Raw genomic sequence first — 25,198 nt, forward strand, 5'->3', positions numbered from 1 at the left:
CAGTCGCCGAATGCACCACCTGACGGATCGCCTTCGCGAGCAAGCCCGCTCCCACAGGGGATTGGGGGTGAGGCCTAGGTCCCCGGGTGCATGGAGATCGAATGTGGGAGCTGGCTTGCCTGCGAAAGCGGTGGGCCAGCCAGCTTATATGCACCTGATACACCGCCATCGCGAGCAAGCCCGCTCCCACACGGGATCGACGTTTTTACAGTTGGTTGAGGGGGATCTTCAGGTACGTCACGCCATTCTCCTCAGCCGGCGGCAGATTGCCCGCGCGCACGTTCACCTGGATCGCCGGCAGCAGCAATGTCGGCATCCCCAGCCCGGCATCGCGCGTGGTGCGCATCGCGACAAACGCATTCTCATCGACCCCGTCATGCACATGAATATTGCCTGCGCGCTGCTCGGCCACGGTCGTCAGGCACTTGGCCTCGCGGCCCTCGGGCGGATAGTCATGGCACACATACAGCTGGGTCTGCGGGGGAAACGCCAAGAGCTTGCGCATCGACGCATACAACTGCCGCGCATCGCCGCCGGGGAAGTCGCAGCGCGCCGTGCCCACGTCCGGCATGAACAATGTGTCGCCCACCAGGATCAACCGGTCGTCGATCAGGTAAGCCATGTCCGCCGGCGTATGCCCTGGCACGTGCAGCGCCTGGGCCTTGAGGTTGCCGATATGAAACACCTCGTCCGGCGCAAACAGGTGGTCGAACTGCGAGCCGTCCACGCGAAACTCCGGCTCCAGGTTGAACAGGTGCTTGAAGACGCCCTGCACCTTGCTGATGGACGCGCCGATGGCAATCTTGCCGCCCAGGAGGCGACGCAGGTAGGGCGCCGCGGACAGGTGATCGGCATGCGCGTGGGTTTCCAGCAGCCATTGCACGTGCAGGTCGTGCTCGCGGACGAAGGCGATGACCTTGTCGGCCTGAGCCGTGTCTGTGCGCCCCGAAGCCGGGTCGTAGTTGAGCACCGAGTCAACGATGGCGCAGGGGCCACCGTCGGTTTCATACACGACGTAGGTGTAGGTCGACGATGCCTCGTCCAGAAAGGCTTGAATCAACGCTGGCATGGCGGCGGTCCCTGGTGAAGAAAAAAGTGGTTACAATCAGTTTACATTTACACATAATGTTTTGAGCTTAAGTGACAGAAAGGACCCGAGGCAAATGGAATCTACTCTGAGTGAGGGCGAAGTCGCCCAGTTGCGCGCATCGGCGTCCAAGGCCTGTTCCTTGCTCAAGGCGCTGGCCAACGAAGACCGTTTGTTGATCCTCTGCCAGCTGACCCAGGGCGAGCGCAACGTCGGCGAGCTGGAAACCATGACCGGCGTGCGCCAACCGACGCTGTCACAACAGTTGGGCATCTTGCGCGATGAAGGGTTGGTCGCCACCCGTCGGGAAGGCAAATACATCTTCTACGGGCTGGCCAGCCACGAAGTGATCCAAGTGATGAAGACCTTGTCCGGGCTGTACTGCGGCGCGGTCATGAAAAGCTGGGCGTGACGCCATCCGGCAGCGACCCTTGTGTGCATGTATAAGAAAGGCGATCGACCATGAATGACCAACACTGGGGCCCTACCATCAGTGGCGATATCGTAGTCATCGGCGGCGGTTCGGCAGGCATCGGCCTGCTGGCCAGCCTGCTCAAGCGCGACCCCCACCTGAACATCACCCTTATCGAACCCAGCGACCACCATTGCTACCAGCCGGCCTGGACGTTGGTGGGCGGCGGTGCCTATGACCTGGAAAAGACCCGCCGCCCGCTGGCCGATGTGCTGCCCAATGGCGTGACCTGGGTGCAGGCTGCGGTCACCGAGCTGTTGCCCGACGAACACACCCTGATACTCGACAACGGCCAGCGCGTGACTTGGCAAAACCTCATCGTCTGCCCCGGCCTGCGCCTGGCCTGGGAGAAGATCGAGGGGCTGCAGGACACGCTGGGCCGCAATGGCGTGACCTCCAACTACAGCTATCAGTACGCGGCCTACACCTGGCAGTTGGTGCAGCAATTGAAGGGCGGCAAGGCGATCTTTACCCAGCCGGCGATGCCGATCAAATGCGCGGGCGCACCGCAGAAGGCCCTGTACCTGTCCTGCGACCATTGGCTCAAGCAAGGCCATCTGAACAATATCGACGTCGAATTCAACCTCGCCGGCGCGGCGCTGTTTGGGGTCGCGACCTTCGTGCCGCCGCTGATGAAATACGTGGAGAAGTACAACGCCCGCCTGGCATTCAATGCCAACCTGGTGAAAGTCGATGGCCCGGCCCGCAAGGCCTGGTTCGACGTGAAGGATGCCGAGGGCAACGTCACCGTGGTCGAGAAATCCTTCGACCTGCTGCACGTGGTGCCACCCCAGGTCGCACCGGAGTTTATCCACCAGAGCGCGCTGGCCGACGCCGCCGGTTGGTGCGAAGTGAACCCCCATAGCCTGCAACACCTGCGCTACCCGCACATCTTCGGGTTGGGCGATGTGTGCGGCACCACCAACGCCAAGACCGCTGCCGCCGTGCGCAAGCAAATCGTGGTGGTCGCCGAAAACCTGCTGGCCCTGCGCAAACAGGCGCCATTGCCGCTCAAATACGACGGCTACGGCTCCTGCCCGCTGACGGTGGAGAAGGGCAAGGTGGTGCTGGCCGAGTTCGGTTACGGCGGCAAGCTGTTGCCGACCTTTCCCCTCGACCCGACCCGCGCGCGGCGTTCGATGTGGTTCCTCAAGGCGACGTTGCTGCCGTGGTTCTACTGGAACGGCATGCTCAAGGGGCGCGAGTGGCTGACCCGCTTGAGCAAGGTGGACTGAATGCTGCTGGCGAGTGTTTTAGGCATCTTGATGGGCCTGGTCATGGGCTTGACCGGCGCGGGCGGCGGCATCCTTGGCGTACCGGCGTTGGTGCTCGGGTTGGGCTTGAGCATGACCCAGGCCGCGCCCGTGTCCTTGCTGGCGGTGGGCGCAGCGGCGGCGGTGGGCGCGATTGACGGCCTGCGCCATGGCCTGGTGCGGTACCGTGCCGCGCTGTTGATCGCCTTGCTCGGCGCGCTGTTCTCGCCGCTGGGGGTGTTCCTTGCCCACCAGATGCCGGAAGCCCTGCTGATGGGCCTGTTCAGCGCGCTGATGGTGCTGGTGGCCTGGCGCATGTTGCAGCGCGAAAAGGTCGAAGCCGGGCCGAGTGACCATGGCGCCGCGTCCTGGGGCCAGAAGAACTGCATGCTCGACCAGCAGACCGGGCGCCTGGCCTGGACCGCCAAGTGCAGCGCGACACTCGCCGCCCTTGGTGCGGTCACGGGCGCCGTGTCCGGCCTGCTCGGGGTCGGCGGTGGCTTCCTGATCGTGCCGGCGTTCAAGCAACTCACCGATGTGCAGATGCGCGGCATCGTCGCCACTTCGCTGATGGTGATCAGCCTGATTTCGCTGATCGGCGTGGTCGGCGCGTTCCACGCCGGTGTGCGCATCGAGCCGATGGGCTGGGTGTTCATCGCCGCGAGCATTGTCGGCATGTTGATCGGCCGGCGCCTGTGTTCGGTGATCCCCGCGCGGACCCTGCAGGTCGGGTTTGCCAGCCTGTGCGTGCTGGTGGCGGCCGGCATGTTGGTCAAGGCGGCGGTCTGATGTGAAACGCCTGCGACGCCACGACAACTCATCCCATCGCATCCCCCCACCCAGTACCCAAGTAGCATAGGTCCCACCCCCGGGCCTTCGTACACTCATGCTTCAGAGGGGGAACCAGCGATGCACAACAGTGAAGGCGTAGTCAGTGCCATGTCCCAGGCCGCCGATGCCGGGCAGGCGGCCGAGGAGTTGGCGCGGCAACTGCTGCATCCGTACCTGGGGTTCGTGCTGTTTTTCTGTTCCGCTTCCTACGACCTCCAGGCACTCGGCCAGGCCCTGCAGCAGTGCTTTGGCAGTGTGCGTGTGGTGGGTTGCACCAGTGCCGGCGAGATCACGCCCCAAGGCTATGGCCGCAATTGCATCACGGCGGTGGGGTTCAATCACGCGCACTTCTCCATTGCCACCGAACTTATCGACCAGGTTGAACACTTCAGCCTGATCAACGCCCAGGACATGGTCGAGCGGCTGGTCGGCGGCTGTCGCAGCAATACCCTGGCGCCGATCAAAGGCAATACCTTCGCCCTGACCTTGCTCGATGGCCTGTCCAGCCGTGAAGAAATGGTGCTCGCCGCCCTCAGCGCGGCGCTCGGCGACATCCCGCACTTCGGCGGTTCGGCCGGCGATGACAACTTCCTCACCGACACCCACGTGTACTTCAACGGCGCTTTCCACAGCGGCGCGGCGGTGGTGGTGCTGGTCAACACCTGGCTGGACTTCGAGGTCTTCACCACCCACCACATCCTGCCGCGCACCGAGAAGCTGGTGGTGACCGGCGCCGACAGCCCGTCACGTCGCGTGTTCGAGCTCAACGCCGAACCCGCCGCCGAGGAGTATGCGCGGCACATCGGCGTGGCCGTGGCCGACCTCGACCACCGCCTCTTCGCCGCTCACCCACTCGCGGTGCGCATCCACGACCAGTACTACGTGCGCGCGATCCAGCAAGTGCACGCCGACCTGAGCCTGAGTTTCTACTGCGCGGTGGAAAACGGCATCGTCCTCACCGTGATGAAACCCGGGCCGATCCTGCCGAACCTGCAAGGCCTGTTCGATGGCCTGCACGCGCGGCTCGGCGACCTGCTGCTGACCATCGGCTGCGACTGCTTCCTGCGCCGCCTGGAGCTGGAGGACACCGGCACCCTGGAGCAGATCGGTGGCTTGCTGCGTGACCAGCGGGTGATGGGGTTCAACACCTACGGAGAACAGTTCAATGGCATGCACATCAACCAGACCTTCACCGGGGTCGCCATTGCCCGTGGCCGGCGCTGAGCTGCTCGCCGAGGTCGCCCGGCTGCAACAGGACAACCACAAGCTGGCGCGGATCAATGCGGCGCTGATCGAGCGCATCGAGTCCGGCATGACCCAGGGCAACAACCCCTACACCACCTTTCAGCATTCGGTGGTGCTGGCCGAGCAAGTACGCGAACGCACCGACGCGCTGAACCAGGCGATGGCCGAACTCAAGGCCAGCAACCACCTGCTGATCAACGCCCGGCTGCGTGCCGAAGCCCTGCGCGGCGAACAGGTGGCGGCGCAGCAGGCCCAGGCCAGCGAGCGCTGGATTCGCCTGATCACCGACAACGTGCCGGCCCTGATCGGCTACCTGAATGCCGACCTGGTCTACGAGTTCACCAATAAAGTCTATGAAGAATGGTACTGCTGGCCGCGCGGGATGATGCTTGGCCAGAGCCTGCGCGAAGTCCACAGCGAGCAGCATTGCCAGCGCCTGGATGCCTACGTCGCCCGCGCCCTGGCCGGGGAAAGCGTGACCTTTGAGTTCGCCGAGACCAACATCAATAACCAGGAGCGCTACATGCTGCGCTCCTATGTGCCGAACATGCTCGCCAACGGTGAAGTGGTGGGGATTTTCGTGCTGATTCGCGACATCACCGAACGCCGGCGCACCGCCGAAGCCCTGCACCAGGCCTATCAGCACCTGGAGCAACGCGTGGCCCAGCGCACCTCGGAACTGACCTCGCTCAACGGCCAGTTGTTGAAGGAAATCGATGAGCGCCGGCGCATGGAGGCACGCCTGCGCGAGGCCAAGCGCGAGGCCGAGCAGGCCAACCTGTCGAAAACCAAATTCCTCGCCGCCGTCAGCCACGACCTCCTGCAACCGCTGAACGCGGCGCGGCTGTTTACCAGTGCATTACTGGAACGCCCCAGCGAAACCCTGGTGCGCAACGTGAGCAACTCCCTGGAAGACGTGGAAAACCTGCTGGGCACCCTGGTGGATATTTCCAAGCTGGATGCCGGGGTGATCAAGGCCGATATCGCCCCGTTCGCCCTGAGTGAATTGCTCGATAACCTGGCGGCGGAGTACACCGAGCTGACCCGCAGCGAAGGCCTGCAGCTGCATTTTGTCGGCTGTTCGGCGCTGGTGCACAGTGACATCCAGCTGCTCGCGCGGATCCTGCGCAACCTGCTCAGCAACGCGATTCGCTACACCTACAAGGGCCGCGTGGTGCTGGGCTGCCGACGCCAGCACCAGCGCGTATTGATCCAGGTGTGGGACAGCGGCATGGGCATTGCCGAGGAGCGGCTGGAGGAGATTTTCCAGGAGTTCAAGCGCGGTGACGTGCAGCGCCCGGACCAGGATCGCGGCTTGGGCCTGGGGCTGGCGATCGTGGAGAAAATCGCCGGGATACTCGGCCATCGCATCAGCGTCAGGTCCTGGCCGGGCCAGGGTTCGATGTTTTCGGTGGAGGTGCCGTTGAGCACCACCGCGCCCAGGTCCTTGCCGATGCCGTGCATGAGCGAGCCGCTGCTGGAGCGCCTGCAGGGCGCGCGGGTGTGGGTGCTGGATAACGATGCGGCGATCTGCGCGGGAATGCGCACCTTGCTCGAAGGCTGGGGCTGTTGCGTGGTGACGGCGTTGTCAGAGCAGGACCTGGCGCGGCAAGTGGACAACTACCATGCCGAGGCGGACCTGCTGATCGCCGACTACCACCTCGACCACGACCAGAACGGCGTGGACGCCGTCGCCCGCATCAACGCCCGGCGCGGTCGTGCGATCCCGGCGATGATGATCACCGCCAACTACAGCAATGAGTTGAAGCTGCAGATCCGCGAGCTGGGGCACACGCTGATGCACAAGCCGGTGCGGCCGATGAAGCTCAAGACGGCGATGAGTCACTTGCTCGGCCAACACGTCGCCCTGTAGGCCGGGGAGTTGGGCAGGATCAGCGGCGCAGGTAGGAGCCGAAATCAATGTCGCCGGCACTGAGGATCGCCTGCACCCGGTTATGCACATTCAATTTGCGCAGGATCGCCGACACGTGAGCCTTCACCGTGGTCTCGGCAATCTCCAGGGTGTAGGCGATCTGCTTGTTCGACTCGCCCTTGGTCATGCGCTCCAGCACCAGCAGCTGCTTGCGGGTCAGGGCTTGCAGCAGCTCGGGGGCGAAGCCGGGGTTTTCGTTGAGGCGCCGGTGCGTGCCGGGCTTCTGGGTGCGGATGATGTCCGGCGGCAGGTACACATTGCCGTTGAGAATCTGCTGGATCGCCTCGGTCATCTGCAGGCGCGGCGAGGACTTGGTGATAAACCCCACGGCGCCATAGGTGATGGCCTGCAGCACGATCTGCTTGTCCTGCTCGGCGGAGACAATCACCACCGGGATGGTCGGTGATTCGTTGCGCAGGTTGATCAGGCCATTGAGGCCGTGCATGCCGGGCATGTTCAGGTCGAGCAGGATCAGGTCGAGGTCGTCGTGTTCCTGGGTCAGGGCGAGGGCACTGTCCAGGTCGGCGGTTTCCATCACGTCGCTGCCTGGGAACCCGTCGCTGATGACGTTATGGATCGCCTCGCGAAACAGCGGGTGATCGTCGGCAATCAGAATTTTGTACATGGCCGTTCACCTTCTTGTTGTGGATTTTTATTCAAAGGGTTCGGGTGCTGCAGCCGTCACTGGCAGATTCGCCGCTTCCCATGCGTCCAAGCCATCGCGGTACCAATACACAGAGGTATAGCCCAGGTTGGCGGCTCGTTTTACCGCGTTCCAACTCAGCCAGCAATCGGCGCGGCAGTAGAACACCAGCGGCCGGCTCAGGTCGCCCTGGGTGTATTTGTACAGGTGCCGCACGAAATAACCCTGCCATTCCGGCGTGAGGTCGCCGTCGCCGGTATTGGCCAGCCAGTGGCTGCCGGGCACGTTGGCATGCGGCTGGTCCTCGATGAAGCGGCCTTGCAGCCACTGGCGGCGGTACACATCGACCAGCACCGGCGCGGGCGTCTGGCGCAGCAGGGTTTGCAGGGCCTGGGTGTCGACAATCGTCGCGCCTGGCAGTTGGTCGGGCGTAGGGCTGCGGTACAGGCTGAGACGGTAGCCTTCGGCGGAAAACAGCGGGGTGTCGGCGCAGGTGTAGCCGACGAACAGGCACAGCAGTGCCACGAGGGGCAGTCGAGCGGGCAGCATGGCAAGGCAATCCTTATCGTTATGCGCCCATTACACGTGAGTCGCGCTGCCTTGGGAATGCGACGATAGACAGCAAAACCAGTACCAAAGTAGTAGGTCGCGGCAGACCCCGGGGTTCTAGCATGGGGAAGATACGCTGCCATTGGAGGCACTATGAACATCCTGCTGGTCGATGATCACGCCGTGGTCCGCCTGGGGTATGCCGGCCTGCTGCGCCACGGGCTGCCGGGCGTGGTGGTCCGTGAAGCGGCGAGCGGCGAGGAGGCCCTGGCGCGGGTGCACGAGGCGGTGCCCGCGCTGGTGATCATCGGCTTCGGCCTGCCGGGGATCAGCGGCCTGGAAACCACCCGCCGCCTGCGCCAGCGCCTGCCGCAGTTGCGCGTATTGTTCTTCAGCCAGCATGCGGAACTGCCGGTGGTGCGCCAGGCTCTGGACGCCGGCGCCGCCGGTTACCTGACCAAAAATGCCTCGCCGGCGGTGATGCTTGAGGCGGTGCAGCGCATCCTCGACGGCCACACCTACATCGAACAGGACCTGGCCACGCAACTGGCCTATCACCCCACCGACCGTCGCCTGCAGGGCATGACCCAGCGCGAGCTGGAGATTTTCCTGATGCTCGCCAAAGGCACCCCGGCACGCTCGATCGCGGCCCAGCTGAGTATCAGCAGCAAGACCGTGTCCAACCACCTGACCTTGCTCAAGAGTAAATTGCAGGTGAGTTCCCATGCCGAACTGGTCCACCTGGGCATCGATATGGGCGTAGTGCGAGTGGCGGGCTGATCTCTACCTGATGCACGCGGCCCCTGTGGGAGCGGGCTTGCTCGCGAATACGCTGTGTCAGTATCAGGTGTGCTGACTGACCCAGCGCTTTCGCGAGCAAGCCCGCTCCCACATGTTGATCCACGGCGTTCTAGCGATCCCAGGTGGTGGGGCAGTCCTTGCAGCCTTCCATGTTCGCGTCCTGGAAATTCCCGTAATGCTGGCGCGCACCGGTCAGGGTGGCGTTTTCCAGATTGCTTTCACCGAACTTGGCTTCCTGCAGATTTGCATCGCGCAGGTCCGCACCTTGCAGGTCGGCCTTGCTCAGCCAGGTCATTTCCAGGTCCGCCGCGCGCAGATTGGCCTTGTGCAGCTTGGCTCCGGATAGCCGCGCAAATTGCAGGTAGGCCGCACTGAGGTTGGCATTCTCGAATTGCGCCCCCTGGGCGAAGAGGCCCCAGCCCTGGATCGCCATCAACGTCGCGTCGGTGAAATTGGCCAGGCGCAGGTTGCTCTGCTGCAGGCTCGCGCGGGTCAGGTTGGCGCCTTGCAGCTGGGCTTTTTCCAGGTTGGCCAGGTCGAGGTTGGCGTGGCGCAGATCGGCCTCGCGCAAGTCGGCGCCGGCCAGGTTCATCTTGCTCAGGTTCTGATTGCTCAGGTTGGCGCCCTTGAGATTGGCGCCAGGGCACTGGCTGTGTTCGGCGATGGTGCAGCCGTTGATCACCAAGGGCGCGTCGTCGCCATCGTCGGCGTGGGCCAGGGGCAGGGACAGCAGGAGTAACAAGGGCAGGTATTTCATGACGAGACCTCGAAGGTGGCGGGATACCTGTCGCACCGGCCGCGCAGCAGCCGATGCGACAGGAAGAATGCCGGGGCCGCTTCGCAGCCCAGCGCGGGGCATGCCCGCTCGCCACAAAAGGCGACCCCGCATTCTCGGAGGGGTTACTTCTGGGCGGTTTTCAGGTCCCAGCTCGGGATCTTGAACACCCAGAACGAACCCCCTTGTGCCACCGGCTTGGTCAGCTCGGCCATGTCGCCGCCCCACAACGGCACCGCGCCGCCATAACCGACGGTGACGCCGATGTACTGCTCGCCATCCTGTTCCCAGGTGATCGGCGGCGAGACGATGCCGCTGCCGGTCTGGAACTTCCACAGCTCCTTGCCGGTTTTCGCGTCGAAGGCCTTGAAGAAGCCATCGCCGGTGCCGGTGAACACCAGGTTGCCCTTGGTTGCCAGTACGCCGGCCCACAGTGGCAGATGTTCCTTGTGTTCCCACACGACTTTGCCGGTGGTCGGGTTCATCGCGCGCAACGTGCCGACGTGGTCGTCATACATGCGCTTGATGCGAAAACCCATGCCCAGGTACGCCGAGCCTTTCTTGTAGTTGACCTCTTCGGTCCAGTATTCCTCTTTCCACTGGTTGCCCGGGATGTAGAACAGTCCGGTGTCCTGGCTGTAGGCCATGGGGTTCCAGTTCTTGCCGCCCAGGAACGGCGGCGAGACTTCCACCGGCTTGCCCTTGGTTTCACCCGGCAGCGGTTTGGCCGGACGCTGGCCTTCGTTTTCCACCGGACGCCCGGTCTTCAGGTCGATATGGCTGGCCCAGGTGATGTTGTCGACGAACGGGAAAGCGTTCTGCAGTTTGCCGTTGGTGCGGTCGACCACATAGAAAAAGCCGTTGCGGTCGGCGTGGCCGGTAGCCTTGGTGACTTTGCCGTCCTTGTCCTTGTAGTCGAACAGCACCAGTTCGTTGTTGCCGGAGAAGTCCCAGGCATCGTTCGGGGTGTGCTGGTAGAACCACTTCACTTCGCCGGTGCTCGGGTCGACGCCGACCTGGCCGGAGGTGTAGAGGCTGTCGAAATCGTGTGGGTTGCCGTCCTTGGAGGTCCGCGCCCAGGTGTTCCACGGGCCCGGGTTGCCGGCGCCGACGATAATGGTGTTGGTCTCGGCATCGAAGCTCGCGCTCTGCCAAGGTGCGCCGCCGCCGTGGCTCCAGGCCTCGACCTTGCCGGTTTCGGTGGTCGGGTCATCCGGCCACGACGGCGCCTTGACGTCGCCGGTCGGGGTGCTGTCCTTGCCGTTCAGGCGGCCCATGTGGCCTTCCACGAACGGGCGCATCCACACTTCTTCGCCGGTGTCCGGGTCGCGCGCATACAGCTGGCCGACCACGCCGAACTCATCGCCGGAGCTGCCGTGGATCAGCAGCACCTTGCCGCTGACCTTGTCCTTGATCAGCACCGGGGCGCCGGTCATGGTGTAGCCGGCGGCGTGGTCGCCGAATTTCTTGTTCCACACCACTTTGCCGGTGTTCTTGTCGAGGGCGATCAGGCGCGCATCGAGGGTGCCGAAGTAGATCTTGTCGCCGAAGATCGCCGCGCCACGGTTGACCACGTCACAGCACGGGCGAATGTTGTCGGGCAGGCGGTGGTTGTAGGTCCACAGGCGTTTGCCGGTCTTCGCGTCGAGGGCGAACACGCGGGAGTAGGAACCGGTGACGTAGACCACGCCGTCGCTGACGATGGCCTGGGATTCCTGGCCGCGCTGTTTCTCGTCGCCGAACGAGTAGGACCAGGCAGGCGTGAGCTTGAACACGTTCTTGTCATTGACCTGGGCCAGCGGGCTCCAGCGCTGGGCGTTGGTGCCCATGCCGTATTGCAGCACGTCCTTTGTGGTCAGGTGGTCGTTGGCGATGTCTTCCCAGGTGACGTTGCGCGTCTGCTTCGCGGGTTCGGCAGCGGCATGGCTGGCAGCACTGAGGGACAGGCTGCCCACCAGCAGAAAGGCTTGCAGGGCAAGGCTCAAGGGTGAGAGGGCGGGTAGCGATCTTATTGTCATGGTTGCAGTTCCCAGTGGAGGTTTTGGCCTGCACAGGGTGCGACGTCCATGGGCGTGCGAATACGGAAAAAGTCCCGGTGTTGCCGGGACAATTTCCCGAACCGCCTCTGATTTAGCAGTGCCCCACAAGGCCTGCTACCAACGGATGAGAACCCGACCACCAAAGCAGCATACGGGTGCCGCCGAGCGCTTCCTAAGATGGTTGCCATAGCCTCTGCCAAGAGGTTTTGCGTGCACTCCTGAGGGAAAAAATAATGACAACAAAACGCAACGCCTGGATGACCGCCTGCCTGTTTGCCGGGGTACTCGGTGCCGGTGCCGTCATGGCCCACGGCAACGTCACACCGACCGCCGTGGAAACCAAGGGCCTGACCCCGATCAAGGACGCCGGCGTGCCGCTGGACGCCGATGGCTGGGCCGCCACCAATCCCTATCGCACCTCGCCCGAGCACGACAAAGCGGTGGAAGTCGGTGCCTCGGCCTACAACCAGAACTGCGCCGCCTGCCATGGCCTGGAAGCCAAGTCCGGCGGGATCGCACCCGACCTGCGCATGCTCGATGTGGGCGACGCCGGCGATGAATGGTTTGTCGAGCGGGTGCGCCACGGTGCGGTGCGTGATGGGCGGGTCTACATGCCGAAAATGGCCGACTACCTGAGCCAGGAAGCCCTGTGGGCAGTGCGCACTTACCTCGACAGCGTGCACGTCGAGGAGTAGGGCATGCGCCTGCGCGGGGTGTGGATCTGCTGGTTGCCGATGCTGGCCTGGGGCGCGCCCGTGGACCCGGTGCCGTCGGTGATGTGGGATTACTACCACCAGCGTTTTCTCGACAATGCGCCCTTCGTGTTCGACGCGCGCGTCAAGCTGCTGGCCCCGCCGTTCGCCGAAGATGCGCGCCAGGTGCCGCTGGAAATCGACGCCCGCGCGTTCAAGGGCGAGGTGGTGAAAATCCTCGCCTGGGCCGAGTTGAACCCGTTGCCGAAAATCGTCGACTTCCAGCCCCGCGAGGGTGTGCTGCCGTGGCTGTCGATCCGGATTCGCATCGAACAGGCCACGCCGTTGCGCGCGGCGGTGCTGACCAGGGACGGCCTCTGGCATGTCGGCTCGACCCTGATCGATGCAGCCGGCGGCGGCTGCACCGCACCCAGCGTGGTGCGCACCCAGGCGGGTTGGGAAGAGCACCTCGGCGAAGTGTTCGGCGGACGCTACCCGCGCGCCGAATTCAGCCGCGTCAAGTTGCAAGTCGCGCACCCGATGGATAACGGCATGGTCAGCGGCATTCCCGAATTCTTTATCAACACGGCCGAACTCCGCGGCGCCGACGGTCAGTTATTGGCGACGCTGGAGCTGTTTCCCGCGGTCAGCGAAAACCCCAGCCTGGCCTTTGATATCCAGGCGACCGGCCCCACGCGCCTGACCCTGCGCGACACCAGCGGCAGCCAGTTCGAGGCGGCCATCCCATGACCCTGCGCTGGACGCTCTTATGGCTGATCCTGTTCAGCCTGCCGGTGCTGGCCGAGCTGGATTACGCCCTCAAGCCGCGGCTGATCGCCGACAACACCTGGTTGCTCGAAGGCAGCACCGACAATTTCGCCAAGGACAATGGCGGCAACATCGTCAATGTCGGGTTTATCGTCACCGAGCCCGGCGTGGTGGTGATCGACACCGGGCCGTCCCGGCGCTACGGCGAAGCGTTGCGCCAGGCCATCGCCCGGATCACCGACAAACCGGTGATCCAGGTGCTGCTGACTCACCACCACCCCGACCATGCCCTGGGCAACCAGGCGTTCAAGGACGTGCCGATTGGCGCACTCGCCGGCACCACCGCATTGCTGCATGAACAGGGCGACAGCCTGGCCGAGAACCTCTACCGCCTGGTCGGTGACTGGATGCGCGGCACCGAAGTGGTGCTGCCCGGTGAAACCCTGCAGCCGGGTGTGAAGACCTTCGGCAGTCACGATCTGCAACTGCTGCAGCTACGCGGCCATACCGGCGCGGACCTGGCGATCCTCGACCGGAAGACGGGGGTGTTGTTCGCCGGTGACCTGGTGTTCTACCAGCGTGCGCTCACCACCCCGCACTCACCGGGCCTGGCCGTGTGGCTGGCCGATATCGCCACCCTGCAAGGCTTGCCCTGGACCCTGATCGTGCCTGGCCACGGCCCTGTGGCGACCGACGCCAAACCGCTGGAGCAGATGCGCGACTACCTCACCTGGCTCGATCAATTGCTGCGCGACGCCGCTGCACAGGGCAGTGATATGCCGGAGCTGATCCGCAGCCCGATCCCTGCACGTTTCGCGGCGATCAACCTCAGCCGCTACGAATTGATCCGCAGCGTGACCCATCTGTACCCGCAATACGAACGCACGCAGATGCAACGCATCAACCCCTGACAATACCCACAACAGACAGAGGCCTCACCATGATCTACGCACAACCTGGCACCCCCGGCGCCGTCGTCAGCTTCAAGCCGCGCTATGGCAACTACATCGGCGGTGAGTTCGTCGCGCCGGTCAATGGCGAGTACTTCACCAACACTTCGCCGGTCACCGGTGAGGCGATCGCCGAATTCCCGCGCTCGACCGCCGCCGATATCGACAAGGCCCTCGACGCTGCGCATGCCGCCGCCGACGCCTGGGGCAAGACCTCGGCCCAGGACCGTGCCCTGGTGCTGCTGAAGATCGCCGACCGCATCGAGCAGCACCTCGAAGTGCTGGCCGTGACCGAAACCTGGGACAACGGCAAGGCCGTGCGCGAAACCCTCAACGCCGATGTGCCGCTGGCCGCCGACCATTTTCGCTATTTCGCCGGCTGCATCCGCGCCCAGGAAGGCGGTGCCGCCGAGATCAACGAGCTGACCGCCGCTTATCATTTCCACGAGCCGCTGGGCGTGGTCGGGCAGATCATTCCGTGGAACTTCCCGCTGCTGATGGCCGCGTGGAAACTCGCCCCGGCGCTGGCTGCCGGCAACTGCATCGTGCTCAAGCCGGCCGAGCAGACGCCCCTGTCGATCATGGTGTTTGCCGAGCTGGTCGGCGACCTGCTGCCGCCGGGCGTGCTGAACATCGTCCAGGGTTTTGGCCGTGAGGCGGGCGAGGCACTGGCCACCAGCAAGCGCATCGCCAAGATCGCCTTTACCGGCTCGACTCCGGTGGGCGCGCACATCATGCATGCCGCCGCCGAGAACATCATTCCGTCCACCGTGGAGCTGGGCGGCAAGTCGCCGAATATTTTCTTCGAAGACATCATGCAGGCCGAGCCACAATTCATCGAAAAGGCCGCCGAAGGGCTGGTGCTGGCGTTCTTCAATCAGGGCGAAGTGTGCACCTGCCCGTCGCGGGCGCTGGTGCAGGAGTCGATCTACGAAGCGTTCATGGCCGAGGTCATGAAGAAGATCGTCAAGATCAAGCGTGGCAACCCGCTGGACACCGAGACCATGGTCGGCGCGCAGGCGTCCGAGCAGCAATTCGACAAGATCCTCTCCTACCTGAAAATCGCCCAGGAGGAGGGCGCGGTGCTGCTCACCGGCGGTGCGGCCGAGCGCTTGGAGGGGGATTTGTCCAGCGGCTATTACATCCAGCCGACACTGCTCAAGGGCCATAACAAGATGCGCGTGTTCCAGGAAGAAATCTTCGGCCCGGTGGTGGGCGTGACCACCTTCAAGGACGAGGCCGAGGCACTCGCGATTGCCAACGACAGTGAGTTCGGCCTGGGCGCCGGGCTGTGGACCCGCGACATCAACCGGGCCTACCGCATGGGCCGGGCGATCAAGGCGGGTCGGGTGTGGACCAACTGCTATCACCTGTACCCGGCGCACGCGGCGTTCGGTGGCTACAAGAAGTCGGGTGTGGGGCGTGAGAACCACAAGATGATGCTGGACCACTATCAGCAGACCAAGAACCTGCTGGTGAGCTACGACATCAACCCGCTGGGTTTCTTCTGACCCTGACCTGAAGGGCAAGCACCTGTGGGAGCCGGCTTGCCGGCTCCTACCATTCGATCGTTGTACCTCCGCGACTAATGCAGGGTGAGGGTTGCTTCGAAAGTAGCATTCGCCTCGCCGATCCTGCGTGCATTAATGGATTCACCGGAATCTTCCGGCACAACAAGAGGACGCTCCCCATGTGGATCAAACCCGCTTTCACCGACCTGCGTATCGGCTTCGAAGTGACGATGTACTTCGCCAGCCGCTGATCTGGCGTGCTGCAGGGAAGATGCCTCTTTGGTCTGATTGCTTTCGCGGCCGGATCGGTTAGTGTGGAGCGCATCTTCCAAAATAATAAGAAACAGGCTTAACAATGAGCCCAAACCTGAGCCTCCTGCGTAAATTCGTCTCGCCTGAAATCATCTTCGGCGCCGGCTGCCGGCATAACGTCGGCAATTACGCCAAGACCTTCGGCGCGCGCAAGGTGCTGGTGGTCAGCGACCCCGGCGTGATTGCCGCCGGCTGGGTCGCCGATGTCGAAGCCAGCCTGCAAGCCCTCGGTATCGACTACTGCCTGTACACCGCCGTATCGCCCAACCCGCGCGTCGAAGAAGTGATGCTCGGTGCCGAGGTGTACCGCGAAAACCATTGCGACGTGATCGTGGCCATCGGCGGCGGCAGCCCGATGGACTGCGGCAAGGCCATCGGCATTGTGGTCGCCCATGGGCGCAGCATCCTCGAGTTCGAAGGCGTGGACACCATTCGCGTGCCCAGCCCGCCCTTGATCCTCATTCCCACCACGGCCGGCACCTCGGCGGACGTGTCGCAGTTCGTGATCATCTCCAACCAACAGGAACGCATGAAGTTCTCCATCGTCAGCAAGGCGGTGGTGCCGGACGTGTCGCTGATCGACCCGGAAACCACCGCGAGCATGGACCCGTTCCTGTCCGCCTGTACCGGCATCGACGCGCTGGTGCATGCCATCGAGGCGTTCGTCTCCACCGGGCATGGCCCGCTTACCGACCCTCACGCGCTCGAGGCCATGCGCCTGATCAACGGCAACCTGGTGCAGATGATCGCCAACCCCGGCGACATTGCCCTGCGCGAGAAAATCATGCTCGGCAGCATGCAGGCCGGGCTGGCGTTTTCGAATGCGATCCTCGGGGCAGTGCACGCCATGTCCCACAGCCTGGGCGGCTTCCTCGACTTGCCCCATGGCCTGTGCAACGCGGTATTGGTGGAGCACGTCGTTGCGTTCAACTACAGCTCGGCGCCGGAGCGGTTCAAGGTGATTGCCGAGACCTTCGGCATCGACTGCCGTGGCCTCAACCATCGGCAGATCTGCGCGCGGCTGGTAGAGCACCTGATTGCGCTCAAGCACGCGATCGGTTTCAACGAGACGCTCGGCCTGCACGGCGTGCGCATGGCCGACATCCCGTTTCTGTCCCAGCATGCGATGCATGACCCGTGCATCCTCACCAACCCGCGCGAGTCCAGCCAGCGTGATGTCGAGGTCGTCTATGGCGAAGCTCTCTGACGCGCAACAGCGCGCCCTGGCCGGGCTGCTGGGGCTGGGCGACCAGTCGGCGCGCAAGAGCCATTACCCGGAACTCACCGCGCGGCTCGACGAGCTGGAGGCCGAGCGCAATCGCTACATCCGCCTCAACGACGAACTGGAGCAGCGGGTCGCCGCGCGCACCGACGAGCTGCTGGAGGCCAACCTCAACCTGCAACAGCAGATCGCCCAGCGCGAGCAGATCGAACAGGACCTGCGCGACGCCCGTGACGCCGCCCAGGCCGCCAATCGCAGCAAGGACAAATACCTCGCCGCCGCCAGCCATGACCTGCTGCAACCGCTGAACGCCGCGCGGCTGCTGATCTCGACCTTGCGCGAGCGCAACTTGCCGAGCATCGAGCAGGTACTGGTGGAACGCACCCACCAGGCCCTGGAGGGCGCCGAGGACTTGCTCACCGACCTGCTGGATATCTCGCGCCTCGACCAGGCGGCGGTCAAGCCGGACGTGGCGCTGTATCGCCTGGATGAATTGTTTGCGCCGCTGGTCTCGGAGTTCCAGTCGGTGGCCCAGGCAGCCGGCCTCAACCTGCGCGCGCGTACCGGCGGGTATGCGATCCGTACCGACTTGCGGCTATTGACGCGGATTTTGCGCAACTTCCTCAGCAATGCCTGCCGCTATACCGATGAGGGCTGCATCCTCCTTGGCGCGCGCCGGCGCGGTGATCGCCTGCGCCTGGAAGTGTGGGACACCGGGCGCGGGATTGCGGCGGATCGGTTGGGTTCGATCTTTCTGGAATTCAACCAGCTCGACGTCGGTCGCGCATCGGACCGCAAGGGGGTAGGGCTGGGCCTGGCGATTGTCGAGCGTATCGCCGATATTCTTGGCTACCCGGTGGCGGTGCGGTCCTGGCCGGGGCGCGGTTCGATGTTCAGTATCGAGGTGCCGCTGAGCGACGAAATGCCACTGGCGATCAGCCAACTGCCCGTCGCGCCTACCACCGGTAACCCGCTGCCGGGACGGCGCTTGCTGGTGATCGACAATGAGGTGAGCATCCTCGAAAGCATGCGCGCGCTGCTCGGCCAGTGGGGCTGCGAGGTGGTCACCGCCACTGATCAGGCGGGCGCCTTGCTGGCGCTGCAGGGCAGGGCGCCGGAGTTGATCCTGGCCGACTATCACCTTGACCATGGGGTGGTCGGCTGTGCAGTGGTCAAGCATCTGCGTGAGCACTTCGAGCAGAAGATCCCGGCGGTGATCATCACCGCCGATCGCACCGACCAGTGCCGCCGCGCGCTGCGCCGCCTGGAAGCGCCGCTGCTGAACAAACCGGTCAAGCCCGGCAAGTTGCGCGCGGTATTGAGCCAATTACTCGCCTGACGCCCGGCGCGTTGATACCCGTCAACACACCCTGCGACCTTATGCGCCATGCTCCCGGCCTGAATGGAAGGCCTACGGAGTACCGCATGAACGCCCCCGCAACAACCGCTGCATCCTTCAAGTTGCCCCTGGGCCTGGTGGTCGCCGTGCTGGTGATGGTCGGCGTGCTGCTGTTGCCGCTGCCGGCGGACTTGCCGGTGGCCGGGCACCGGATGCTGGCGATCCTCGCCTTTGCCGTGGTGGTGTGGATCACCGAGGCAGTGTCCTATGAAGCCAGCGCGATCATGATCACTTCACTGATGGCGTTTTTGCTCGGCACCGCGCCGTCGCTGCAGGACCCTGCGCACCTGATCGGCTCCAGCCCGGCGATCAGCATGGCGCTGACCGGCTTCGCCAACCCGGCGCTGGCGCTGGTGGCGGGGGCGCTGTTCATTGCCGCGGCGATGACCCACACCGGCCTGGATCGGCGTATCGCGCTGGTCACCCTCAGCCGCATCGGCACCAGTACCCGGCGCATCCTGTTGGGCGCGATCGCGGTGACCATTTTGCTCAGCCTGGTGGTGCCCAGCGCCACCGCGCGCAGTGCCTGCGTGGTGCCGATCATGATGGGCGTGATTGCCGCTTTCGGCGTCGACAAGCGTTCGAACATTGCCGCCGGGATCATGATCGTGGTCGCGCAGGGCACCAGCATCTGGAACGTCGGCATCCAGACCGCCGCGGCACAGAACCTGCTGACGGTCGGCTTCATGGACAAGATGCTCGGCCAGCGTGTGTCGTGGCTCGACTGGCTGATCGCCGGCGCGCCGTGGGCGGTGATCATGTCGGCGGTGTTGCTGTTTTTGGTACTCAAGTTGCTGCCGCCGGAAACCGACAGCATCCCCGGCGGCCAGGAGGCCGTGGCGCAGTCGCTGGTGGACATCGGGCCGATGACCGGGCCGCAGAAGCGCCTGTTGAGTGTCTCGGTGCTGCTGTTGCTGGCGTGGGCCACCGAGGGCCGGTTGCACAGTTTCGACACCACCTCGACCACCTACGCAGGCCTGGTGTTCCTGCTGTTGCCGGGGCTGGGCGTGATGACCTGGAAGGATGTGCAGTCGCGTATTCCGTGGGGCACGGTGATTGTGTTTGGCGTCGGCATCAGCCTCGGTACGGCGCTGCTGACCACCCAGGCCGGGCAGTGGCTGGGCGCGCAGGTGGTGACGCACACCGGGTTGGATCAGCTGGGGCCGCTGGGCGTATTTGCCATCCTCGGGGCCTTCCTGATTGTGATCCACCTGGGTTTTGCCAGTGCCACGGCCTTGACCTCGGCGTTGTTGCCGATCCTGATCGCGGTGTTGCAGACCTTGCCGGGTGAGTTCAGCCGCCTGGGGATGACCATGCTGCTCGGGTTTGTGATGAGCTACGGGTTTATCCTGCCGATCAATGCGCCGCAGAACATGGTGTGCCTGGGGACCGGCACGTTCACGGCGCGCCAGTTTGCCAAGGTGGGGATTCTGGTGACGTTGCTCGGTTACGGCCTCATGCTGATCTTCGCCGCCACGTACTGGAGTTGGCTCGGCTGGATCTGAGCTGGAATCTGCGCCGGCATTTGTCTGGCGGGCGCGCTGCTGGGATCAATTGCACCCTCGAGATGGCAAGATGAACTCCGCTCAGGTTTACTACTCCCTGAGTAATGGTTTTACCGGCGTCCCCCGCCGGGTCATCTAGGTCACCGAATGGACAAATACACCCCCCACACCTGGCAGCCCCACGAGCGACCGAGCCTGCCTGGCTCGCCGTCGACGCCGCTGCACCCCACGCACAAACGCTGGCTGTTTGCGCTGGTCGGCGTGCTGGTGGCGATTACCGGCGGGCTCGGCAATGCGCTGGTCATCGCCAACCTGCAATACCTGCAAGGCGCCCTGGGCGCGACAACGGCGGAAATGGCCTGGCTGCCCGCCGCCTATGTGATGACCAACGTGTGCATGAACCTGCTGCTGGTGAAGTTTCGCCAGCAGTTCGGCCTGCGCGCGTTCACCGAAGTGTTCCTGGTGCTGTATGCGCTGGTGACCTTCGGCCATTTGTTCGTCAACGACCTCAGCTCGGCCATCGCGGTGCGGGCGGCGCACGGGATGGTCGGCGCGGCGCTCAGTTCGCTGGGGTTGTACTACATGATCCAGGCGTTCCCGGCCAAATGGCGGATGAAAGCCCTGGTGCTGGGGTTGGGCACCGCGCAACTGGCGCTGCCGTTGGCGCGGCTGTTCTCCGAGGATTTGCTGCAAATCGCCGAGTGGCGTGGCCTGTACCTGTTCGAACTGGGCATGGCCCTGATCTGCCTGGGGTGCGTGTTCCTGCTCAAGTTGCCGCCTGGCGACCGCTTCAAGACCTTTGAAAAACTCGACTTCCTGACCTTCGGCATCCTTGCCACCGGGGTCGCCTTGCTCTGCGCCGTGTTGTCGCTGGGGCGCATCGACTGGTGGCTGGAAGCACCGTGGATCGGCGTCGCCTCGGCCTGTTCGCTGGTGCTGATCATGGCCGGCCTGGCGATCGAACATAACCGCGCCAACCCGTTGCTGATGACCCGTTGGCTCGGCAGTGGGGTGATGATCCGCCTGGCGCTGGCCGTGGTGTTGATTCGCATGGTGCTGTCGGAGCAGTCCACCGGCGCCGTGGGGTTCATGCAGATGTTGAACATGAGCTACGAGCAGATGCACACCCTGTACGTGGTGATGCTGGCCGGGGCGATTGCCGGGCTGGTGGTCAGTGCGCTGACGATCAACCCGGCGCACCTGCTGATGCCGCTGATCATCTCGCTGGCGCTGATGGCCGTGGGGTCGGTGATGGACAGTTTCTCCAGCAACCTGACCCGGCCGCAGAACATGTACATCAGCCAGTTCCTGCTAGGCTTTGGCGGCACGTTCTTCCTGGGCCCGACCATGGTGCTGGGCACCCGCAACGTGCTGACCAACCCGCGCAACCTGGTGAGTTTCTCGGTGATGTTCGGGATCTGCCAGAACCTCGGCGGCCTGATTGGCGCAGCGTTGCTCGGCACCTTCCAGATCGTGCGCGAGAAGTTTCACTCGAGCATGATCGTCGAGCACCTGACCCTGCTCGACCCGCGTGTGGCCGCGCGGGTGCAGAGCGGTGGCTCGGCCTACGGCGGGGTGATCGCCGACCCGGAATTGCGCAACCTCATGGGCATTCGCAGCCTGGCCACGGCGGCCACGCGTGAGGCGAATGTGATGGCTTACAACGATGTGTTCATGCTGATCGCGATCATCGCTATCCTCACCATGATCTGGATCTTTATCCGCAGTCTGTGGCTGATGAGCACCACCAAGGCAGCAGCCCCTTCCGTTCAACCCAGCGGCGCCACTTCATGACCGAAACGACCACCACCACGACCACCAATGCCATTGCCTCTACCCCGGAAGGCACCGCGCCGCCCGGCGCGAGCGTGACTGAACCGCGCTCGCTGCGGGTGCGCATCATCTCGTCGCTGGGCTTCGCCGCGATTGCCATCATCGGCGTGCTGATCGTGTTGTATGCCTGGCAATTGCCGCCGTTCAGCAGCGCCGTGGAAACCACCGAGAACGCCCTGGTGCGCGGCCAGGTGACGATCATCGGCCCGCAACTCAGCGGGTATGTGTTCGAAGTGCCGGTGCAGGACTTCCAGTACGTCAAGGCCGGCGACCTGCTGGTGCGCCTCGATGACCGCATCTACAAGCAGCGCCTCGACCAGGCGCTGGCGCAACTGGCGGTGCAGAAGGCATCGCTGGCCAATGTGGTGCAGCAACGCAACAGTGCCGAAGCGACCATCAAGCTGCGCCAGGCCGCCTTGGTGGACAGCCAGGCCCAGGCGCGCAAGAGCACCGCCGACCTGCGCCGCAATGAAGAACTGATCAGCGACGGTTCGGTGTCCAAGCGCGAGCTGGACGTGACCCGTGCCGCGAATGCGCAGACCATCGCCGCCGTGGCCCAGGCCCAGGCCAGCCTGGAGATTGCGCGGCAGGACCTGCAGACGGTGATCGTCAATCGCGGCTCCCTGGAAGCGGCGGTGGCCAGTGCCGAGGCGGCCGTGGAGCTGGCGCGGATTGATTTGTCCAACACCCGCATCACCGCGCCGCGTGACGGCCAGCTGGGGCAGATTGGCGTGCGCCTAGGCGCCTTCGTCAATTCCGGCGCGCAGTTGATGGCGCTGGTGCCCCACCAGTTGTGGGTGATCGCCAATATGAAAGAAACCCAGATGGACAATGTGCAGGTCGGCCAGCCGGTGACCTTCACCGTGGATGCGCTCAACCACCGCAAGTTTCGCGGCACGGTGCAGCATATTTCCCCGGCGACCGGCTCGGAGTTCAGCCTGTTGCAGGCGGACAACGCCACCGGCAACTTCGTGAAGATCGCCCAGCGTGTGCCGGTGCGGATTACCGTGGACCCGGATCAGGCCGAGAGCGAGCGGCTGCGGCCGGGTTTGTCGGTGGTGGTGAGTATCGACACGGCAGGGCGCCTGAAAAACAGCCCGCCCTGACCACCCCAGCCACCCTGTAGGAGCCGGCCAGCCGGGCGCCTACAGGGGATGGTATTTCAGGGTGAAATCGAGTTGAGTCGATTGGCCTTGTTCCAACAGTTTCAACCCGGGCCGTCCCGGCAGGTGATGCGCATTCACCGGATGGCTCACCGGTTCGATGCAGAAAAATCCCAGCCCCGGTGGGCAGAACAGCAGGAAGTAGTCGGCGCCAGTGGCTCGGCATTCCAGCGCATAGCCCAGCTCCGGCTGCTCGATCCGGCACTGCCCATCCCACTGGCAAAAGCCATTGTCCACCAGGCGCTCCGGCAGCGCCTTGAGCTGGCGGAAATCCCAGTCCGCCGGCAGCGGAGCGAGCCCCGTCGGCAGCTTGGATGCATCACTCATCCACACCTGCTCGGCGTTGGCCTGCAAGCGCGTTGCCGGCCGGCGCGGTAGGTAGGGATGCAAGCCCAAACCATGCCACGCGGCCTTGTCGGCCAGATGCGTGACGCGCAGTTCGATCCTCAATTCGCCGCCACCCAGGCGAAACCGCTGCTCTGCGCGATAGGCAAACGGTGTGTCGCACTCCACCGCCAGCACCACCTCATCCGCCGACTGGCTGACCACCTGCCACACCTGCTGCCAGGCCGAACCGTGAATCGGCAGCGGGTCGAGCGGGCTGTTCGGTGTCAGCGCCAGCCAGCCATCCGGGGTGTCGAAACCACCTTCGGCAATCCGATTGGACCAGGGCGCCAACGGATAGCACCCCAGCTTGCCCGGCAACCCGGTAGCGATCGCCTGCTCATCGCTATGCCGCAGCAGCGGCTGCCCGCTGGCGCGCACGCTCCAGTTGACGATGCTGCCCCCTACGGCGGGCGCCAGGGTCAGCACGGTCAGGTCATCTCTGAGTTCCAGCATCACAGGTTCACCTTGAAATGAAAGCTGCCTGCAGGCGCTGGCTTGCCGGCGCCTGCAGGGTAGGGCGTCACAGGCTGTATTCCTACGCAGAGCGTTATAGGACCACGCTTGGCAGCCACAGCGACAACGCCGGAATGTAGGTCACCGCCATCAACACCAGGAACAGTACGGCATAGAACGGCAGCAGCGCCTTCACGGTTTTCTCGATGCTGACCTTGCCCACCGCCGCACCCACGAACAGCACCGCGCCCACCGGCGGGGTGATCAGGCCGATGCCGAGGTTGACCAGCATGATCATGCCAAAGTGCACCGGGTCGACACCGATGCCGAGGATCACCGGCAACAGGATCGGCGTGAGGATCAGGATCAGCGGTGCCATGTCCATCACCGTGCCGAGCAACAGCAGCATCATGTTGATGCACATCAGGATCACGTAGCGGTTGTCCGACAGCGTCAGGAACATCGTGGTGATCTTCGCCGGGATCTGCATCAGGGTCATGATGTAGCCGAAGCTGGCGGCGAAGGCGATCAGGATCATCACGATGGAAATGGTGCGCACCGTACGGTGCATCAGCTTGGGCAGCTCGCTCCATTTGTAGTCGCGGTAGATGAACATGGTCACGAAGAACGCCCACAGCACCGCGATTGCGGCGGACTCGGTGGCAGTGAAGATACCCGAGAGGATGCCGCCGAGGATGATCACCATGGCCATCAGGCCCCACAGTGCATCGGCGCAGATTTTCAGTGCCTGCTTCAAGGGAATGACTTCGCCCTTGGGGTAATCGCGTTTCTTCGCGAAGATCAGGCACAGCACCATCAGGCACGCGCTCATCAGCAAGCCCGGGACCACACCGGCCATGAACAGCGAGGCGATGGAAACGGTGCCGCCGGCGGCCAGCGAGTAGAGCACCGAGTTATGGCTGGGCGGGGTCAGCAGCGCTTGTACCGAGCCGCTGATGGTTACCGCGGTGGCGAATTCGCGTGGATAGCCACGGCGCTCCATTTCCGGGATCAGCACCGAGCCAACCGACGCCGTGTCGGCCACCGACGAACCCGAGATCGCGCCGAAGAACGTCGAGGCCATGATGTTCACCAGCGACAGGCCACCGCGCACAAACCCCACCAGCACGCCGGCAAACGCCACCAGCCGCCGCGACATGCCGCCCTCGGCCATGATCGCCCCGGCCAGGACGAAGAACGGGATTGCCATCAGCGAGAATTTATTCACCCCGCCCGCCACCTGGATCATCAGGGCCTGGAACGGAATGTCGATCCACCACGCGCCAATCAGCGCCGACAGCCCGAGGGCGTAGGCCACCGGCATGCCGATCAGGATCAAGGCGATAAAGCTGCCCAACAGAATCAACGCATCCAT

General features: G+C 64.1%; 22 protein-coding genes and 1 pseudogene. 16 read left to right on the forward strand and 7 right to left on the reverse strand.

Features of this window, described 5'->3' with window-relative positions; all coding sequences use genetic code 11:
• Window positions 1-205: 205 nt before the first annotated feature.
• Complete coding sequence (locus tag AC07OJ_RS24235; RefSeq protein WP_495095336.1) at window positions 206-1,069, reverse strand: MBL fold metallo-hydrolase; 864 nt, start codon at window positions 1,067-1,069, stop codon at window positions 206-208.
• A 94-nt stretch (window positions 1,070-1,163) separates the two neighbouring features.
• Here AC07OJ_RS24235 and AC07OJ_RS24240 point away from each other — a divergent pair, with 94 nt between their 5' ends.
• From AC07OJ_RS24240 to AC07OJ_RS24260, 5 genes and pseudogenes are all read left to right on the forward strand, one after another.
• Window positions 1,164-1,499, forward strand: coding sequence for an ArsR/SmtB family transcription factor (locus AC07OJ_RS24240; RefSeq protein WP_053256978.1), 336 nt, complete (start codon window positions 1,164-1,166; stop codon window positions 1,497-1,499).
• Window positions 1,500-1,549: 50 nt separating this feature from the next.
• Window positions 1,550-2,794: an NAD(P)/FAD-dependent oxidoreductase gene (locus AC07OJ_RS24245; RefSeq protein WP_201145300.1), complete on the forward strand. Its 1,245-nt coding sequence runs from the start codon at window positions 1,550-1,552 to the stop codon at window positions 2,792-2,794.
• Entirely contained in the window at window positions 2,795-3,601 is an 807-nt protein-coding gene (locus tag AC07OJ_RS24250) for a sulfite exporter TauE/SafE family protein (RefSeq protein WP_106803324.1), read from the forward strand. It begins immediately after the preceding gene.
• A 120-nt stretch (window positions 3,602-3,721) separates the two neighbouring features.
• Window positions 3,722-4,867: a nitric oxide-sensing protein NosP gene (gene nosP, locus AC07OJ_RS24255; RefSeq protein WP_065903949.1), complete on the forward strand. Its 1,146-nt coding sequence runs from the start codon at window positions 3,722-3,724 to the stop codon at window positions 4,865-4,867.
• A gap of 262 nt (window positions 4,868-5,129) precedes the next feature.
• Window positions 5,130-6,761: pseudogene (locus AC07OJ_RS24260) on the forward strand (PAS domain-containing hybrid sensor histidine kinase/response regulator); the annotation flags it as partial.
• Between the two features lie 19 nt (window positions 6,762-6,780).
• Here AC07OJ_RS24260 and AC07OJ_RS24265 read toward each other — a convergent pair.
• Window positions 6,781-7,446 carry a response regulator transcription factor gene (locus AC07OJ_RS24265; RefSeq protein ID WP_065903944.1) on the reverse strand — a complete coding sequence of 222 codons (666 nt, stop codon included), beginning with the start codon at window positions 7,444-7,446 and terminating at the stop codon, window positions 6,781-6,783.
• Window positions 7,447-7,473: 27 nt separating this feature from the next.
• On the reverse strand, window positions 7,474-8,013 hold the full coding sequence (locus AC07OJ_RS24270) for a PQQ-dependent catabolism-associated CXXCW motif protein (protein ID WP_495095337.1): 540 nt from the start codon (window positions 8,011-8,013) through the stop codon (window positions 7,474-7,476).
• A gap of 153 nt (window positions 8,014-8,166) precedes the next feature.
• Between AC07OJ_RS24270 and AC07OJ_RS24275 the strand changes: the two genes are divergently transcribed.
• Window positions 8,167-8,793, forward strand: a complete 627-nt coding sequence (locus AC07OJ_RS24275; RefSeq protein WP_065903938.1) for a response regulator — start codon at window positions 8,167-8,169, stop codon at window positions 8,791-8,793.
• 130 nt (window positions 8,794-8,923) lie between these two features.
• Here AC07OJ_RS24275 and AC07OJ_RS24280 read toward each other — a convergent pair whose 3' ends face one another.
• Entirely contained in the window at window positions 8,924-9,571 is a 648-nt protein-coding gene (locus AC07OJ_RS24280; protein ID WP_065903937.1) for a pentapeptide repeat-containing protein, read from the reverse strand.
• Window positions 9,572-9,714: 143 nt separating this feature from the next.
• Window positions 9,715-11,607: a quinoprotein ethanol dehydrogenase gene (gene exaA, locus AC07OJ_RS24285; RefSeq protein ID WP_065903934.1), complete on the reverse strand. Its 1,893-nt coding sequence runs from the start codon at window positions 11,605-11,607 to the stop codon at window positions 9,715-9,717.
• A 254-nt stretch (window positions 11,608-11,861) separates the two neighbouring features.
• Between exaA and pedF the strand changes: the two genes are divergently transcribed.
• From pedF to AC07OJ_RS24335, 10 genes are all read left to right on the forward strand, one after another.
• Entirely contained in the window at window positions 11,862-12,323 is a 462-nt protein-coding gene (gene pedF / locus AC07OJ_RS24290) for a cytochrome c-550 PedF (RefSeq protein WP_065903930.1), read from the forward strand.
• Window positions 12,324-12,326: 3 nt separating this feature from the next.
• A complete protein-coding gene (locus AC07OJ_RS24295; protein WP_065903927.1) occupies window positions 12,327-13,070 on the forward strand; it encodes a quinoprotein dehydrogenase-associated SoxYZ-like carrier in 744 nt (247 codons plus the stop codon).
• A 2-nt stretch (window positions 13,071-13,072) separates the two neighbouring features.
• Complete coding sequence (locus AC07OJ_RS24300; protein WP_495095452.1) at window positions 13,073-13,999, forward strand: quinoprotein relay system zinc metallohydrolase 1; 927 nt, start codon at window positions 13,073-13,075, stop codon at window positions 13,997-13,999.
• Window positions 14,000-14,028: 29 nt separating this feature from the next.
• Entirely contained in the window at window positions 14,029-15,549 is a 1,521-nt protein-coding gene (exaC, locus tag AC07OJ_RS24305) for an acetaldehyde dehydrogenase ExaC (protein WP_120449056.1), read from the forward strand.
• Between the two features lie 179 nt (window positions 15,550-15,728).
• Window positions 15,729-15,800, forward strand: a complete 72-nt coding sequence (gene pqqA / locus AC07OJ_RS24310) for a pyrroloquinoline quinone precursor peptide PqqA (protein WP_106805631.1) — start codon at window positions 15,729-15,731, stop codon at window positions 15,798-15,800.
• Between the two features lie 104 nt (window positions 15,801-15,904).
• Window positions 15,905-17,068 (forward strand): alcohol dehydrogenase-like regulatory protein ErcA, encoded by a 1,164-nt coding sequence (ercA, locus tag AC07OJ_RS24315; protein WP_065903913.1) that lies wholly within the window; start codon window positions 15,905-15,907, stop codon window positions 17,066-17,068.
• Window positions 17,052-18,422 (forward strand): ATP-binding response regulator, encoded by a 1,371-nt coding sequence (locus tag AC07OJ_RS24320; RefSeq protein WP_495095338.1) that lies wholly within the window; start codon window positions 17,052-17,054, stop codon window positions 18,420-18,422. Before ercA ends, AC07OJ_RS24320 begins: the two co-directional genes overlap by 17 nt.
• A gap of 86 nt (window positions 18,423-18,508) precedes the next feature.
• A complete protein-coding gene (locus tag AC07OJ_RS24325) occupies window positions 18,509-19,987 on the forward strand; it encodes a DASS family sodium-coupled anion symporter (protein ID WP_315419001.1) in 1,479 nt (492 codons plus the stop codon).
• Window positions 19,988-20,134: 147 nt separating this feature from the next.
• Complete coding sequence (locus AC07OJ_RS24330) at window positions 20,135-21,781, forward strand: MFS transporter (protein ID WP_213551162.1); 1,647 nt, start codon at window positions 20,135-20,137, stop codon at window positions 21,779-21,781.
• A complete protein-coding gene (locus AC07OJ_RS24335) occupies window positions 21,778-22,926 on the forward strand; it encodes an HlyD family secretion protein (RefSeq protein WP_106803333.1) in 1,149 nt (382 codons plus the stop codon). The genes AC07OJ_RS24330 and AC07OJ_RS24335 overlap by 4 nt, the downstream gene beginning before the upstream one ends.
• Before the next feature lie 39 nt (window positions 22,927-22,965).
• On the opposite strand, the gene AC07OJ_RS24340 is transcribed toward AC07OJ_RS24335, so the two are convergent.
• The gene (locus AC07OJ_RS24340; protein WP_495095339.1) at window positions 22,966-23,823 is read right to left on the reverse strand and encodes an aldose 1-epimerase; all 858 of its coding nucleotides are present in this window, start codon (window positions 23,821-23,823) and stop codon (window positions 22,966-22,968) included.
• A 94-nt stretch (window positions 23,824-23,917) separates the two neighbouring features.
• Complete coding sequence (locus tag AC07OJ_RS24345; protein ID WP_065903895.1) at window positions 23,918-25,198, reverse strand: TRAP transporter large permease; 1,281 nt, start codon at window positions 25,196-25,198, stop codon at window positions 23,918-23,920.

The organism is Pseudomonas sp. GW821-FHT09C08, assembly GCF_059418125.1.